Here is a 16,689-nt window from a genome sequence, read left to right as displayed (position 1 = left end):
GAAACTGATTTTTTACAAATAATGTAGAGTCAATTCCTAAAACTTAATATTGATGGTAAAACCTGATTTTAAATTAAAGGAAGAGTCCACCCTATCGAAGGGTGGACTCAAGTGTAAAAATTATAAATCCTTTACTTAATTTTTATATTCAAAGTATTTTCCAAAAATATTTCGCTTCTATTTTTCCATATGTTAGCAGGCACAGGATGCTTGGCATCTTGAATAAGTTCTAAAGTAGTCGGAATACCTTTATTGTCGAGTAATTGATGTAGTTGGACACTTTGATTCGGATCAACAATTGGGTCTTTGGTGCTAACTAATATAAGAGTAGGTGGATAGTGAGACGAAATCGGTAATGATGATCTAGCCGCGGATGCAGTTTCTATGTTTTTTTCAGCAGTAATGGATTCATTTATTTCTTTCATTACATTTGACGGTAGCGTTCTAGTGTTAGAACGCCACTGAGCATACATACCTTTAAAATCATAAAACCCAGATACCAGAATCAAAGCATTTATCTTTCCAGAGTCAGACACGACATTTGCTATAGACGCACCACAACTAATACCAATCACCGCAACTTTATTTGGGTCAACATGAGGTTGTGAGCGAGCAAAATTAATAGCTTGTACAAGATTATTTTGTGAAGCTTTACCACAAAAATCTGATTTACCAGAGGACTCACCATATCCACTCATAGATACAGCAAAACTAAAAAAGTTCTTTTTACTATATTCATTTAACAAGCCTGAGCGTACAAAGGCTTTAGCACCTTGTTTATCCTTCTGAATGCCATGTAAGAAGATAATTGCTGGATACTTTTTATCAGCTAAGAGGTCTGGTTCTTTCCAATAAATCTCAGTTGTTTGATTATTTGCTGTTAAAAGTTGATGCTGTGCTTGCTTGGTATAAATATAAGGAAGAATAGATACACGAAAGAAGACATAGAAGCCAATAACTAAAATCAAAGGAAGAATGTAGCAAAGGGCTATATTCTTTTTCTTATTAGGAAGCATATAGAACTCTATTGTAGTTATTTATGATTGCGAGTGATTTTCTATCTGTTGAAATTTAAAATCAATATATAAATTTATTAATTGTTTTTGCTAAATTGAATACTCAAGACAAGGTTTGGAAAGTTTCTCCGATTGAGAAACTTTCCAATTTATGAATTAAAGATATTTTTGAAAGAACGGAATAATTTTTTCTAAAGCTTGAGCAACAGGTTCAGGTTGGTCATATAAGTCATAATGGCTTGCACCTTTAACCACAAAAAGGTTCTTATCTTTAGAAGCAGCTTTGTTATACAACTCATAACCATCGCGATAAGAACCGAATCCACCTGCTATATCGCCAATCACAATTTGTAAGGGTTGAGTGAGCAAGTGTTCTGCCAAATGAAATGCATCGAACCCAACAGCAGCGGCTAAACCTGAAAAGCGAAGTTTATTTGGTGAACCTTCTGCCTGACCACGAGGGGTTTTGTAGTAATCAATCGCTTCTTTGATATCAATATCATTGATTCCAGCTAGTTCACGCTCTTGCTGTGAGTTTGGAATGTACTGGGTAATAAATGGTTCAGCACCACGCGCTTCGGCAGTACGCTGTGCTGCAATGGCTTCTAAAGTTTTAATAGCAGCTTCTGGTGTCTGGTCACCTTCACGCATTAAACGGCCATAGTTTGCTGCCACAACAGTTGCTACAGCTTTAAAACGGCGTTCAGTCATAGCCGCATTGACAGCATAACCACCGCCTCCACATACACCTAATACACCAATACGGTTTTCATCAACATAACTAAGCGTTGTCAAATAGTCGGCTGCACAGCGGAAATCTTCTACACGTGTTGCAGGGTCTTCAAGAAAGCGAGGTTCGCCACCGCTAGCACCTTGATACGATGCATCAAATGCTAAAGTAATAAAACCAGCTTCAGTGAGTTTTTCACCATAAATTGTGCCAGCAGTTTGTTCTTTACAGCTACTAATTGGGTGGGCACATACAATCGCTGCATATGTTTTGTTTTCATCAAAATCTTTTGGAAAACGAATAGTTGCAGAAACATCGATGTTTTTATTTTTGAAAGTTACAGTTTTCATCATCTTCTCTCCGAAAGAGGAACTAGGTCGATGAAATAAATATAACCGTGGTGATTTATTATGATAATCCACTATAATCAGATAGCACTTATATTGAATACTTATAAATAATGAAAGAAAATTTAAATGATTTGCATACTTTTATGGTCGTTGCTCAAGAGCGAAGCTTTACCCGTGCAGCGGCAAAACTCAGGACGTCACAGTCAGCCATTAGCCAAACACTCCGTAATTTAGAAGATCGAATTGGCATAAAACTATTATCAAGAACAACACGGAGTGTGGCACCTACAGAAGCAGGTGAATATCTACTGAATTTGCTTCAACCTGCAATAGAAGAAATAGAAAATGGCATAAATCAAATTAGTGCTTTAAAAAATGATCCAGCAGGAACATTACGTATTAGTGCAGATGAATATGGAATACAAAGTGTTTTATGGCCAGCAGTTGAAAAAGTCATACAACAATTTCCAAAAATTTCAGTAGAGATCATATCTGATTATGGTCTTATCGATATTGTAGAAGGGCGTTTTGATGCAGGACTTAGAAGAGGTGGTTTGGTTTCTAAAGACATGATCGCTTTACAGGTGAGTGAGCCAATACAAATGCTCACTGTTGCAACCAAAGAGTTTTTAGCTCGTTATGGTCACCCAAAGCATCCAAAAGATTTAGTGGAATACCAGTGTATTAATTTAAGATTACCCACACATGGTGAACTCTATCGTTGGCAATTTACCAAACAAGGTAAAACACAAACAATTACTGTTAATGCTAAAGTTATTTTTACAACCTTATCTCCAGTGCTTCAAGCAGTAAGGAGCGGTGTAGGAATCGCTTATCTACCTATTGATATGGTTCAGCCTTATATTGAAAGTGGTGAGTTAGAAGAAACGCTAAAGGACTGGCGACATAGCTATGAACCTTATCATCTGTATTATCCCCACAGACGTGAGCAAGCACCTTTATTAAATATCTTAATTGATGCATTAAAAGAAAATTTTAATAAAAAATAGCTGCGCATAAGACTTATGATTTGAGCTAATGATTAGGATTTTGCTGCTAGTTAAATAAACACGGATATCTCAAAACATCCGTGTCTTAAAAGACCTAAAATGAATTATGGTTTTTCTCTGCCAAGAGCATGGTCTGTTTAAGCTGTTTACGGTTGAAACCTAAAAATTCAATCACATTTCTAAACAATGCGGGTGCTTTGGCAATTGGTGTATTTATTTTAGGTACAACTGTCATATCTTTACGCCGTTCTATGCTTTCAACTACACCCGAGACAACTTCTTCTATAGATATATATTTCCAAATGCCCGAGTTACCTTTCCACACAGCTTTACCCGCTGGGTCATTTTGAATAGTGTCCATTAATGGGGTTTTAAAAAAAGTTGGATGAAGGCTACCAACGCCAATATTTGAATATTTTAATTCCAGACGAAGGCTATCGCATAAAGCCCAAACACCAGCTTTACTAGAAGTATAGTGAGTGTTTAACGGGGAATGGACGAAAGCTGCCATTGAAGACACAGCCAGTAAATACCCCTTAGTTTGTTTTACATACGGTATAGCTGCGCGGAAAGTACGAAATACTCCTGTAAGATTAATATTAATCGTTCTTTCAAAGGTTTCAGGAGCCATATGTTCTAGTGCTTCGGTTGAAGCTATGCCTGCATTTGCAATCACTACATCAATTTTACCGAAGTGTTTAGCAGCATTTGCCATAGCACTTTCTAGACTTTCCAAGGAACATACATCAGCTACCCAACCTGCGGCAATGCTTTCTCCACCTAGCTGTTTTGCCTGACTTTCAACTTTATTAAGGTCTAAATCTAGTAGTGCTAATTTTGCACCTTTGACCTGTAATGCTTGAGCAATCGCAATGCCAAGGCCACCTGTTGAGCCTGTAATCACCACAACTTTATCTTTTAATTCGTATTTAGCCATTTTTAAACTCCTTGAACTTAAGCTTGAGCTACTGGAACAGTACGTTTAAGAAAGTCGATCTGGTCACTAACGACACACTCAAACGCCTCTCCAACGTAAATTTCAAAATGACCATAGGCGTAGTGTTTAATTTCATGATTGGGTGTATGACTCGCATGACGCAATGTTGTTTTGGAGGGGGCCACAGAGTCGGTATCGCAGATGCAAAACAAGACTGGCGCTTGAACACGTGATGTCTTACGGCCTGGGTAATAGCGTATGATGTCGAGTACAAAACGTGCAGCGACATAGTTTGGAATATTTGAACCTGAAGGCATGAGTGCGAGATAGCCTGAATAAGCGTCAGGTGCATTCATTAATGCTGTGTGTCCTGATGGACCTGCAAGAGGCACCATGACTGGCTTGGCGCCGAGCATTGATCCAATCTTGTCTTTTAAAGCGAGACCCGTGAGCTTAAGAGTAGTTATTGGGTTCATTGCCATGCTGGATGAAAAACCATCAGTGAAAGGGCATTGTGATATAACAGCAGCAAGCCGGTTATCATCAGCAGCTATTGCCAGCACATGGCCTCCACCGAAAGAAGTCCCCCATATAACTACGCGGTTTGGATCAATTTTGTCTAGGCTACGTGCATAGGCAATAGCTGCTTTCCAGTCTTCAAGCTGACTTTTTATGTCTAGTAATTGTCGAGGTTGTCCTTCGCTATCACCAAAATAGCGATAATCAAACACTAAACAAGCATAACCCTCTGCCACAAAGCGCTCTGCAAAAGCTGTTAAACGCATTCTACGAGTACCACCCAGACCGTGCGCCATCACAATAATTGGTGTAGTGGCCTCGGTCGCTGGACGATATAGATAGGCACTGCATTTCATGCCATTTGAATCAAATTGAACATCCAGTGGCGCTTGGGGCACTTTATTTAGACTTTTACCCATCATATTTTTCTCAATATTGGCTATAACGCTATCTTCTGAAAAATAATGAGATAGGGCTTGATAAAAGCTGCCATATTGCTTGACACTTTGCGCCAAAATTTGGATTGAGCAGGTATTTTTAGTCATTTGCTTTTGTTTAAAAGCTTTAAGTACACTAATTGATATTTGGCGCCAAATTAGAACTATACGAGATGAATGGATTGAATAAGCCGTTGTATAGAAGAAGGATTTCTGAAATCTATGTTCAGTTATTATTTGAATATCTGGAAAAACTAGGACATGATCCAGAAAAGGTGCTGGGTGAACCGTGGCCTAAAGCAGATTCAAATCATTTAGAAGGCGTTGATATCGACCATTGGGAAAATCTTCTCATTATTGCTAAAGATTATTTAAATGACCCTTTCATTGGTTTACATGTGGGGCAAACCATTACAGCTCAGCATTTAGGTGTTTTAGGGTCAGTATTTCTTGCCTGTGAAAATCTGGGGGCAGTTTTAGAAAGGTTTGAGCGATATCAGCGGCTTGTTTATGATGTTTATCCTGCCACTGTTCACATTCATACTGAATATGTAGAGCTTTCATGGGATACACAAGGTGATCAAGTCGGTAGCTTAGCGGATGAAACTGGTCGTACCGTTATAGTTCAATTTTGCCGTAACCTCATTAGGGGAAAAGAAAAACTAAAAGAAATACATTTTATTCATGAACAGCCTGAAAATATTAAGCCTTATGAAGATTATTTTGGTTGTCCTGTGCTTTTTGAACAGCCCGTGGCACTTATGCGTTTCGATAAGGAAGTCTTAAGTCTACCGCTTAAAAACTCCGACGCCACCTTAGTTGCCATACTTGAAAAACATGCCGACAAGTTACTGGCAAGCCTGCCACATATTGATGAAATTACAGATCAAGTCCGTAAACAGATTGCTTACTTACTTCATCAAGGCGAACCAACTATTGAACAACTTGCAGAGCGATTAAACTATTCGCGTAGAACCTTACAACGCCGTTTAACCGAGGCAGGTACGAACTTTCGAAAAGAATTAAATATTGTCCGTTACGAATTAGCAAAATCGTATTTAAAAGATCCAAGGCTACAAATTGTAGAAATAGCATTGTTATTGGGATATGCAGAGCACAGCCCATTTACACGGGCTTATAAAGAGTGGTCGGGTAAAACACCGCAACAAGCCCGAGAGGAAATGAATAAATTACTGTAGAGTTTTACTTTGTATAGTCATTAATAGGATGAAAAGCTGCATAGATAGCTGTTATTTCTTAAATATTTTTGTCCGATTAACGGACAAAAATCTCATAAAGCGGTATTTTCTCTATTCTTTTTATATCCTTAAATAAACTTAAAAATTAGTTTATCCATTACCCAATGGAGATTAATTTATGGAAATTTTAAAAACAAAAATTGCAATTATGGGCTCAAGACTAACGGGCCTACCAAACAGTGAAATAGAGATTATAGCGAATAGTGCAAAGCATCGTATTGAACTATTTAAAGGTATGAGTGGTAAGCAAACCGTAGTCGATGGATAGACCTAAGTGCTCACAGACTGTGATGTAAACATATCAACAAGAAGATTGGAAAACGATTATTAGAATTTAAATTATTTTTTGGAGTTAAATATGAGATTTAAAAAAGGATTTTTAGCACTCAGCCTAGGTTTGCTCTTTATAAACTTGGGATGTACAGACAATGATAGTGCTGACAATAATGGTGCTGAAAGTATTTATGTTAATGGAAAAATTTATACCGCTAAAGATAAAGACTCTTTTCAGCAAGCCATCGCCGTTGCCCATGATGGAGCCATTATAAAAGTAGGCAGTAACGAAGAAATTAAAAAAATTGCAGATAGCAAGACACAAGTTTTTGACCTTGATAACAAGGTTTTAATGCCAGGTTTAATTGATAGTCATATTCATGCTTTAGCTTCTGGTGTAGAGGCAGTATTAGCAACTATAGATAGCGGCGATACAACCATAGATATTTCTAAGGTGGAAGCAAAACTTAGACAATCGAGTCTGGATGGTACGGGTGTTGCTGGAGATGTTCTATTTTTAAATGGTCTATCGTCAGAATATTGGGAATTAGCTGACCAACTATCCAATGTATTTAACAATAATGAATGGAAAGATCGCCCAATTGCCTTGGTGGGTAGTGACCACCATACGGCATGGGCAAACCAAGCACTCTTAAAAAAAGCAGGTATAGATGCAAACTTCATTCAGCAATTAACCCCAGAGGATCAGCAAAATATTGCACATAATGAAAAATTTGAGCCCACTGGATTTGTGGTCGATTCAGGCTGGGATATGGTGAGTGATAAAATTCCATCTGTATCACATGATCTGCTTTATAAGGGCTCTAAAGAAGCGATCAAATACTATAACAGTTTAGGCATCACGGCATGGATGGATATTGCTGCAAATGCCAGTCCGAATAAGGGAATTACCAATATTCAAAATACAGAGGAAACATTAGGAATGATTCCAATGTATAAAGAATTATCTCAGAAAGGAGAGTTAACGGCGCGAGTTTCTGGTTTACATGTCATTAACTCAAAAAGTACGCCTCAAGTTTTTAACATCATTGAGTCAATCAATAGTAAATATAAAAACATAGATAACTTTAATTTAATTGGTGTAAAGGTATTTGCGGATGGCGTGTTAGAGTTTCCGGCCCAATCAGCTGCACTACTTGGCCGATATTCTAATAGTAACAAGCAAGGGACTTTGTTATTCGATCCAAATATTTTTAAGTTAGTTGTTGATGAAGCTGACAAGCGAAATATGCTGGTTCATATCCATGCTGTTGGGGATAGAGCTGTACAGGAATCTTTAAATGCAATTGAATATGCTCGTTCAAAACGTCAGAGCAATGTCCCACATAGTATTACTCATCTCCAGCTCGTAGACCCTAAAGACTATAAGCGCTTTAAACAAAACAATGTGATTGCTTCTATGCAACTAGCATGGGCCTACGAAGACAGTTTTAACAAAGAACTGGTAAAACCTTATATTGATGCAGCTTCTTATAAGGGGATGTATCCTGCACATTCGTTGTTGGTTAACGGCGCGACAATTGCAGGCGCAAGCGATGCACCAGTTTCAACCGCTAATCCTTTTGTTGCTATGGCTACTGCAATTACAAGAAAAGGAATTGAAGGAGATATTTTAAACCCAGCGGAAGCGATTGATCGAGATACAGTATTTAAGGCTTATACGATTAATTCGGCTAAGGCACTTTATTTAGATAAAAGCATAGGCACGCTCGAACCGGGCAAAAAAGCCGATATGATTTTAGTAGATAGAGATATTTTTAATGTTTCACCTGAACAGTTGGCTGAAACAAAGGTCGTATGGACTATTTTTAATGGGAAGAAAGTCTATCAACAGTAGTAATCAGGCTATTTAGGTTTTAAAGTGAGCTGGGGAGAAATCAGCTCACCCACTGGACTGCTTTATAAAGCAGTATTTCTAAGTTTTGGTTCATATTACAAATAGAGTAATGTGAAAAAATTTGCTCAAATTTAACATGGTTTAAATAATATTGAGCAAATATATTCACAAAATCTCTTTTTTATAGTATTTTTGAGAAAATATTTGCTCATTTACTTCAATGAAAAAATTAACAATACAAGCACTACTTGATGCGAACTGGTTAGATATAGCAGAACTAAAATTATTAGAGTCTAAACAGGGCTCGGCGAGTGCAAGTGAATTAGAGTATGAATTGGATTATGCAATTCAATATTTAGACAGGCGGGATGAGCACGCCTGTAGTTTATCACTTCCTGTACAAATACTTGTAAAACATGAATCGAGCACATGGTTTGGTTTTTTAGATGATATCGTGCCTTCTGGTGCTGCACGACGTTATTGGGTGAATTATCTAGATTTACAACGTTTAACCCATGCCGAGCAAGATAGTATCTTATTAGAAAAAGGGGGAATTGCTCCTGTTGGTAATTTACGAATTAAAGAGGCGCTTCCTCCTATAAATCCAGAATCAACCTTACATTTACGTTATTTTAGCAAGGAAGATGTTGCTGAGCGTAATATTGATTTTTTGGAATACGCTCAGCAAATGGGTGCCATTAGTGGTGGTGCAACTGGCGCAGGCGGGGAAGCTCCCAAATTACTTATCCGTGTTTCACCCGAACAAAAAGTCTGGATTGATACCTACCAAGAAAATTTTGATCAGCCAGATCAACATTATTTAGTTAAGTTTCCGAGAAATAAACGTAGTGAGATTGATTGTGACATTCTCAGAGCAGAATATTATTACTATCAGGTACTCAATGAATTAGGTTTCAATACGATTGAAACAACACAAATGAAGCTTATTGAAGGTACAAAGTATCCTTCTTTGTGGCTACCAAGGTTTGATACAGAATGGCGTAATCAACAGTGGCATCGCCATGGCTTAGAATCTGTTTACTCGGTATTAAATAAATCTTCTGGCAGTCATCTCAACCATTTTGAAGTAATTGACGATTTATGTAGATTACTGACTCGCATTGATTCAAATTTTGATGCTTCACAATTCATCTGTGAATGGTTACAACGAGACTTACTCAATATTATTTTTGGTAATTCAGATAATCATGGTCGTAATACATCATTTCTAAAAAAATCTGGAAAAATTTCTCTTTCTCCAATTTATGACTTTGCACCTATGAAAGCTGATCCAGAAGTTGTGACCAGATCGATGACTTGGGGAAGTCCGTATGAAGAAGGAGGTGAATACCGTTGGGCTCAAATTACTCAAAAACTTGCGCCTTGGTGTGATCCTGATTTATCTCTAGGCACATTAAAGTCTTTGGCAACTAATCTGCTTGGGCTAAAACAGCGATTAGTTGATAAAGGAGTACCGAAAAAAATTATTGAAATGCCAGCGCTATCATTTGATTACATAGAAGCTAAATTGAAAAGATGGGAACTGCTATGAATATAAAAAATCAGACCCAAGACCGTCAGCAAGTTCTTATCGATTTATATAAACAATATTTATTGAGTGAGATTACGCTGGGACAATTGCTGTCGCATTTGCGAAAGAATGTACTGGGTTTGTCGCAAGAACAATATGCTGCTTTAGTCGGGATAAGTCGTCGAACATTAACGGATATTGAGCAGGACAAAGGTAAACTTACTCAATCAGTGTTAGATAAGGTGTTTAAGCCACTGGGTTTAAAAGCAGGACTTGTACCTACGCATGAACATATTGTTGGCAAAATTATAAAGCCATCCGAGTAAGAAACTAAAGTATTCTTGATCAACATTCATCTAGTCTGGAAGCGCGATGAAATTTTATTGCTGTGAAATTTATAATACACAGCAATAAAGTCAGATTATTACAGTTCTAGATATTTTTTCAAATAGTGACCTGTTAAAGATTTTTCTGCTGAGAGCAGGTTGCCGACTGTTCCAGAGAACACCAATGCACCACCTTTGTCACCAGCCAATGGACCAATATCAATAATCCAATCTGCTTGACTAATAATGTCTAAATTATGTTCAATAACAATGATCGTGTTGCCTTTTTCAACTAAGTTATTTAATAAACCAATCAATTTTTCAGTATCAGAAGGGTGTAAACCTGTACTTGGTTCATCTAACACAAAAATATTATCTGTTTCATTGAGTTGTTTTGTGAGTTTTAATCTTTGACGCTCACCACCGGAGAACGTATTTAAGCGTTGACCAATTGTAATATAATCCAAGCCTAAGCTCACCAGAGCGTTAAATTGCTGCTGTAAAGTTCGATCTTCAAAAAATTGACTTGCTTCTGCAACCGTCATTTTCAGAATTTCAGCAATATTTTTATCTTTATAATGATACTTTAACACCTCAGGGGCATATCCTGAGCCATGACAAAGGTCGCACGTCATTTCAACATCATCTAAAAATGCGAGTTCAATTCTCTCAATACCTGATCCTTTACATTGAGGGCAAGCACCTTCACTATTAAAACTAAAGAGCTTGGCACTCACTTTATTGGCTTTTGCAAATAGTTGACGAATCGGATCAAGCAGGTCTAGATAGGTCAGTAAGTTTGATCGAACACTTGCAGTAATTGCAGATTGATCAATGACTTTTGTTTCCGGATATTGTTGCGGTAAGACTTTACTGATTAATGTACTTTTTCCAGAACCTGCAACTCCTGTAATAACGGTGAGGCAGTTCTTGGGAATGTCCACATCAATATTTTTCAGATTAAATAAATGGGCATTTTTAATTGAAATCCATTCACAACGAATGCGTGGTGTTTTCTTATATACGTTTGGTCTTCTAAAAAACTGGCCTGTTAAACCTGATGAGTTCTTTAGCTCTTCGAAGGTCCCTTGGTAAATAATTTGACCGCCGTGGATACCAGAAAGAGGACCCATATCAATGACATGATCAGCTGTTCTAATAAGATCAGGGTCATGTTCAACCAGTAAAACACTATTTCCTTTATCTCTAATCTTTTGAATGATTTTAATAATATTATCTAAATCTTTTGGGTGAAGACCAATGCTTGGTTCGTCAAAGATGTAGAGCAGGTCAACTAAACTATTACCCAAATGTTTAACCATCTTGATTCGTTGTGACTCACCACCCGATAATGTATTGCTCACACGATTAAGATTTAAATAACTGAGACCAACCAAGTTTAAGTTGCTCAACTTATTAATGATTTCATGCAGAACAGTTTCAAATTTTTCACTTTTTATCGATTCTATAAACTCTAAAAGCATTGATACAGATAGGGCTGTACATTCAGCAATATTTTTACCGTTAATCTTACAAGATAAAGATTTTTGATTAAGTCGTTGTCCTTTACATAAAGAACATTCCTTGGTTGTAATAATCTCCTCAAGTTTATTACGATAACGATTTCTTTCCTGCGCTTCACCTTTTAAAAAGTTACGTTCAAATCGGGTAATCAGTCCTTCATAAAGTGCAGTTTTTCTCCATTTACTTGTTGGATTTAAAGGCTTGTGCTGAGGGGCATGCAAAAACAAGTCCCATTCTTTTTCACTATAATCTTTTAGTTTTTTATCTAAATCGAAATAACCTGAATCTGCATATCGCGTCCAACGCCATGCAGTAGGTTGATAGGTAGGGAAATTAATAGCACCTTCTTCATTTAAGGATTTATCTAAGTCTAATATTTTATAAATATCAATTGTTTGTTCAAGACCAATGCCTTCGCATTGTGGACACATGCCATTGGGATGATTAAAAGAAAAAACATTGGAATATCCAACAAACGGTTCACCCATGCGTGAAAATAATAAGCGAAGATTGGCGTAAATATCTGTAATTGTTGCAACGGTTGAGCGGATGTTACCAGTTAAAGGCTTTTGATTAATAATGACAGGTACATTTAAATTCTCGATTTTATCAACATCAGCGACCCCAAAATGCTGTAAACGATTGCGAACAAAGCTATCTTGAGTTTCATTAATTTGTCTTTGAGCCTCTGCGCCAATAGTCTCAAAAACTAAAGAAGATTTACCTGAACCAGAGACTCCAGTAAAAACAACGATTTCATGTTTAGGGATCTTCAACGAAATATTTTTAAGATTATTTTGTCTGGCTCCATAGATATTTATTGTTCTTTTTGTCATGTGTAATCACTTGAAATTAAAGATTTATGGTAAAGGTAAAATAAAATTTATGAAAAGGATGTATATGTTTCTTAAGTAAATAGTTTAAATATTAAACTGATAAGCGTTTTCATCCCATACTAACCAATGGAATAAGAGGGAAAGATTCACGAGCTTTGTAATCACAAATACGGTGTATAAATCTGTTGTTGTAAGGCTGTAGCTTTAAAAAACTGATAAGGTTATTATACCAAATCAGCTTTTTTTAGGCTTATCAGTGATTACTATAAAATAATATTATCTTGCCTTAGGACCGCTCAAAACTTTTGTTAAAAAAGTGATTTGCTCATCTAACAGTTTTGTTTGCCATGAGCCGCTGTAAAAATCAAAATGATCAATTGGATATTCAAATAATTCAACTTTACCTTTTGCTAATTTAGCAGACTTACGAGCAGCTTCAGGTGGAGCAACTTGATCATTCGTACCAACTTGTACCAGTAAAGGGCAATTTATTTGATGGGCGAAATTAATTGGTCGATTTCTTGCTACCTCCAAAGCTGTACGAGCACATACTTCGTTACGCCATGTTGGGCCTGCCATTGATGTATATGATGTTTCTGCTCCGGGTGTGCTAATCATTGCAGCTGTACCAGGTTGCCCTACGATAGGAATAACATGTGCTTCCTGACCTAACAGTGAACAGGCCAAGTCTTTTAAACCATGTGTAACAGCAACTGTTAATTGTTTAATTCCCCCATAACGTAAGATCTGCGTAAGTGCAGCTAGGCCATCTGTAGCTGGATTCATAGATATTACAGCAGATATTTTGGGGGCTTGAGCCGCTACAACCATCACATGACCACCCGAATAAGATGTTCCCCAAAGTACCATACGGTTTCGATCTACATTGGGTAAGCCTCGTACAGCTGCGATTGCTGCATGATAGTCTTCACGCTGATTCTTATAAGAAACATTCTGTCTTGGAAAACCACCAGATTCTCCAAAACTACGGTAATCAAATATAAATGTATCAAAACCTGCTTTGCTAAAGGACTCTGCAAAATGTATTAACCCTGTATCTTTCGTACCTCCGAAGCCATTTCCCATGATAATGCAGGGGCGCCCTCGAGAGCTTTTGTACTTATCGGATGTGGTCGGGATATACCAAGCCGAACATGTAATTCCTTTACTGGTAAATTTAATATTTTCCATAATGTTTACCTAATATATTTAGTCTCTTATTTAAGCTTTACATATAAATAAGAGACTTTAATTTTGATTGTAGTATTAAGCTTTGATTTTCAATTCATCTGAGTTTGACTCTGGAACAACTGCCAATTTTTTCTTAGGCAACAGAGCAGTGAACTGTAATGATTTATCGAGGACCGGATCTTTAAGAAGTCTTTCTAAATCAAACTCATAATCATGTTGAAATTCCCATGATCCTTCCGTTCCTGCCTTAGGGAATTGAGCTAAACCGCGCTGAACATATCCCGGACTCAAATCAACAAACGGAACTCGCTTCATGTCTTTATTAACAATCACTGGCGTAAATGTTCCATATTTATTTTCATCCATGTAGTCAAGTAGACGGCAGAAGTATTGCCATACTAGATCTACTTTTAATGTCCATGCGATGTTGGTATAACCAAATGCAAAAGCAAAATTTGGGATATCAGACAACATCATAGATTTATAAATGGTGGTATCTGGATAATCGATTTTTTTACCATCAACAGTGAGCTGAATCTTACTAAATGCCAGCATGTTTAAACCTGTTGCAGTAATAATAATATCTGCTTCAAGTTTTTTTCCTGACTTCAGTAAGATTCCATCTTTCGTAAAGCGGTCAATATGATCTGTCACAACCGAAGCTTTACCAGAAGAAATTGCTTTAAACATATCTCCATCTGGTACAACACATAAGCGTTCATCCCATGGATTGTATTTTGGCGAGAAATGAGTTGCGACATCAAAACCTTTAGGCAGTCTGCGTTTTACATCGGCAATTAGTAGGCGGCGCATCACATCTGGAAAACGGCGACTTAATTTATACATTCCTCGGCTGAGTGCAATATTTTTCTTGCGAATAATTTCATAGGCACGCTGAGGCGAGAGAACTTTATTTAAAGCGACCGCAATTGGATCTACCCCTGGCATCGCAATCACATAACTAGGTGATCTTTGAAGCATGGTGATATGTGCAACATCTTTAGCCATAGCAGGGATTAAGGTTACCGCTGTAGCTCCACTACCAATTACGACAATTTTTTTGCCTGAATACTTGAGGTTTTCTGGCCAGTGTTGAGGATGAACGATTTGACCTTTGAAGTCCTCGCTTCCCTGAAACTCAGGCGAATAACCATTATTATAATCGTAGTAACCTGTGCCCATAAGCAGGAAGCGCGAACGTAAGGTGACTAACTCTTTTTTGTCTTTTTGTTTGACTTTAACAGTCCACATGCCTTCACTTGATGAGAATTCTGCACTCGTTACATAGCTGTTAAATTGAATATGTTGATCAATACCATTTTCTATAAGGGTTTCTTGCAAATAATCACAGATCATTTGCGCGCTACCAAAGGTCTTTTTATTGGTCCAAGGCTTAAAACCAAATGCGAAAGACTGCATATCTGAATCTGAACGGATGCCAGGGTAGCGGAACAAGCTCCAAGTACCACCGATTTTTTCTCGACCTTCAAGAATTAAAAAATTCGAATTAGGACGATATTTCTTTAAATGATATGCTGCACTAATACCAGCAATCCCTGCTCCAATGATTAAAACATCAGTAATAGTAACTTGTTCTGATGTACTCATATCTTATTCCTCTCTACAAATTTCAGTAAATTGAGCATCAGCTAGATTTTCTAAGATGATGAATTTATTAATCTTCATTTTCCCTGATCCATGGAACTGATGAACAAACGCCTTACTTAAGCTCAGTATGTTTTCATTTAAGAAGTCCCCGTCATAAAAGGGGGCTGTTCAATATTATTAATTCAATAATTACACAATGTCAATGACACAGTGTAATTATACTTATTTTGTTATTGAGCATTTCTAAATAATTATTTAAATATTTGAAAAGTTTGATTTTAAAAATATATAATTCTGATTGTGTTATTAAGTATAAAAATCTTCTTATTTATTTTCTTTCCAAGAATTTGTTCCACAATAGTGCATTAATGCTTGTCGAATAATTTATTAATATCTACAATGACATCGTGTCAATGAGAAATTGGATAGTATGACAACTACAAGACGTAGACCCAAACACGACCCTAAAGTTTCTGAAAATGAAATATTAAATGCTGCTGAACAGTTTTTAAGTGAACATCCTTTTCGTGAACTCAATGTAGATGAGGTCATGCGCCGAACGGGCTTAAAACGTCCAGCATTTTATGTACATTTCCGAGATAAGCATGACTTGGCCTTACGCCTTGTTGAAAATATTGGGAAAGAATTATTTACTATTGCAGATAGGTGGCTGCAAGGTGATAGTCCTCAAGAAGATTTGCGCCGTACTTTAGTTGGTTTGGTAGAAGTTTACATGCAGCATGGGCGTGTACTACGAGCTTTCGGAGAAGCAGCAGGAGGCGATGAACGGGTGGACAATGCATATCGGAGTTTAGTGCAAGACTTTATTAACGCTGCTGCTCAACATATTAAAGAAGAACAAGAAGCTGGTAGAATTAAGAAAAATTTAGATGTAGAAGAAACAGCAAAAGCACTTATCTGGCTTGAAGAAAGATATCTTTCTGAAGTTTTCGGACGTCCATCAGAAGTTGATCCAAAGGTAGCGATAAGGGTACTTCAAAACATTTGGTTATCGACACTTTATGGTGCTAATTAAAAAAATATTAACTATAAATTTATGAATGTTCAAAAGGAATTGTTCATTCATTTCTATAATTAAAAAATATATGTGTTTAATATTTAATAAAATTTTTTCAATTATTTTTTCAATCTCATTTTCCTTTTTTCTAAACATTCTTATCAGAAGCTAAATTTTCATTTTTAATTACACCGTGTCATTGACACCGTGTAATTGTTGGAGCAATATATATTCAGCTCTACGATTTCGTACGCATTGCGATAAAG

At 36.9% G+C, this 16,689-nt stretch carries 14 protein-coding genes; 7 read left to right on the top strand and 7 right to left on the bottom strand.

All coding sequences use genetic code 11. From position 1 onward, the window contains the following. Nucleotides 1-131: 131 nt before the first annotated feature. Complete coding sequence (locus ACPF64_RS13720; protein WP_426453928.1) at nucleotides 132-1,016, bottom strand: alpha/beta hydrolase family protein; 885 nt, start codon at nucleotides 1,014-1,016, stop codon at nucleotides 132-134. Nucleotides 1,017-1,172: 156 nt separating this feature from the next. Continuing rightward, complete coding sequence (locus tag ACPF64_RS13715; protein WP_426456150.1) at nucleotides 1,173-2,096, bottom strand: alpha/beta hydrolase; 924 nt, start codon at nucleotides 2,094-2,096, stop codon at nucleotides 1,173-1,175. Nucleotides 2,097-2,206: 110 nt separating this feature from the next. Between ACPF64_RS13715 and ACPF64_RS13710 the strand changes: the two genes are divergently transcribed. Further along, nucleotides 2,207-3,106 carry a LysR family transcriptional regulator gene (locus ACPF64_RS13710; protein ID WP_192833262.1) on the top strand — a complete coding sequence of 300 codons (900 nt, stop codon included), beginning with the start codon at nucleotides 2,207-2,209 and terminating at the stop codon, nucleotides 3,104-3,106. A 94-nt stretch (nucleotides 3,107-3,200) separates the two neighbouring features. Here ACPF64_RS13710 and ACPF64_RS13705 read toward each other — a convergent pair whose 3' ends face one another. Both ACPF64_RS13705 and ACPF64_RS13700 read right to left on the bottom strand, forming a co-directional pair. Continuing rightward, nucleotides 3,201-4,043 (bottom strand): SDR family NAD(P)-dependent oxidoreductase, encoded by an 843-nt coding sequence (locus tag ACPF64_RS13705; protein WP_426453926.1) that lies wholly within the window; start codon nucleotides 4,041-4,043, stop codon nucleotides 3,201-3,203. A 17-nt stretch (nucleotides 4,044-4,060) separates the two neighbouring features. Continuing rightward, a complete protein-coding gene (locus ACPF64_RS13700) occupies nucleotides 4,061-4,981 on the bottom strand; it encodes an alpha/beta hydrolase (protein ID WP_426456149.1) in 921 nt (306 codons plus the stop codon). A gap of 191 nt (nucleotides 4,982-5,172) precedes the next feature. Here ACPF64_RS13700 and ACPF64_RS13695 point away from each other — a divergent pair, with 191 nt between their 5' ends. The 5 genes from ACPF64_RS13695 to ACPF64_RS13675 all read left to right on the top strand — a co-directional run bounded on the left by ACPF64_RS13695 (nucleotide 5,173) and on the right by ACPF64_RS13675 (nucleotide 10,246). Beyond that, the gene (locus tag ACPF64_RS13695) at nucleotides 5,173-6,198 is read left to right on the top strand and encodes an AraC family transcriptional regulator (RefSeq protein WP_426453923.1); all 1,026 of its coding nucleotides are present in this window, start codon (nucleotides 5,173-5,175) and stop codon (nucleotides 6,196-6,198) included. A 178-nt stretch (nucleotides 6,199-6,376) separates the two neighbouring features. After that, nucleotides 6,377-6,526 carry a hypothetical protein gene (locus ACPF64_RS13690; protein WP_426453921.1) on the top strand — a complete coding sequence of 50 codons (150 nt, stop codon included), beginning with the start codon at nucleotides 6,377-6,379 and terminating at the stop codon, nucleotides 6,524-6,526. 90 nt (nucleotides 6,527-6,616) lie between these two features. Beyond that, nucleotides 6,617-8,389 carry an amidohydrolase gene (locus ACPF64_RS13685; RefSeq protein WP_426453919.1) on the top strand — a complete coding sequence of 591 codons (1,773 nt, stop codon included), beginning with the start codon at nucleotides 6,617-6,619 and terminating at the stop codon, nucleotides 8,387-8,389. Between the two features lie 220 nt (nucleotides 8,390-8,609). Beyond that, nucleotides 8,610-9,941 (top strand): type II toxin-antitoxin system HipA family toxin, encoded by a 1,332-nt coding sequence (locus ACPF64_RS13680; protein WP_426453917.1) that lies wholly within the window; start codon nucleotides 8,610-8,612, stop codon nucleotides 9,939-9,941. Then, nucleotides 9,938-10,246 carry a helix-turn-helix domain-containing protein gene (locus ACPF64_RS13675; protein WP_005040627.1) on the top strand — a complete coding sequence of 103 codons (309 nt, stop codon included), beginning with the start codon at nucleotides 9,938-9,940 and terminating at the stop codon, nucleotides 10,244-10,246. Before ACPF64_RS13680 ends, ACPF64_RS13675 begins: the two co-directional genes overlap by 4 nt. 98 nt (nucleotides 10,247-10,344) lie before the next feature. On the opposite strand, the gene ACPF64_RS13670 is transcribed toward ACPF64_RS13675, so the two are convergent. The 3 genes from ACPF64_RS13670 to ACPF64_RS13660 all read right to left on the bottom strand — a co-directional run bounded on the left by ACPF64_RS13670 (nucleotide 10,345) and on the right by ACPF64_RS13660 (nucleotide 15,405). Continuing rightward, a complete protein-coding gene (locus ACPF64_RS13670; RefSeq protein WP_426453914.1) occupies nucleotides 10,345-12,606 on the bottom strand; it encodes an ATP-binding cassette domain-containing protein in 2,262 nt (753 codons plus the stop codon). A gap of 276 nt (nucleotides 12,607-12,882) precedes the next feature. Next, nucleotides 12,883-13,797, bottom strand: coding sequence for an alpha/beta hydrolase (locus ACPF64_RS13665; protein ID WP_426453912.1), 915 nt, complete (start codon nucleotides 13,795-13,797; stop codon nucleotides 12,883-12,885). A 75-nt stretch (nucleotides 13,798-13,872) separates the two neighbouring features. Next, entirely contained in the window at nucleotides 13,873-15,405 is a 1,533-nt protein-coding gene (locus tag ACPF64_RS13660) for a flavin-containing monooxygenase (RefSeq protein WP_426453910.1), read from the bottom strand. 430 nt (nucleotides 15,406-15,835) lie between these two features. Between ACPF64_RS13660 and ACPF64_RS13655 the strand changes: the two genes are divergently transcribed. Then, on the top strand, nucleotides 15,836-16,441 hold the full coding sequence (locus ACPF64_RS13655) for a TetR/AcrR family transcriptional regulator (protein ID WP_005040635.1): 606 nt from the start codon (nucleotides 15,836-15,838) through the stop codon (nucleotides 16,439-16,441). The last annotated feature ends 248 nt before the right edge of the window (nucleotides 16,442-16,689 follow it).

Source organism: Acinetobacter sp. KB005, assembly GCF_049949095.1.
Taxonomy (GTDB): domain Bacteria; phylum Pseudomonadota; class Gammaproteobacteria; order Pseudomonadales; family Moraxellaceae; genus Acinetobacter; species Acinetobacter calcoaceticus.
The sequence above is the reverse complement of the archived record's forward strand: the minus strand, read 5'-3'. Positions and strand labels throughout refer to the sequence as shown.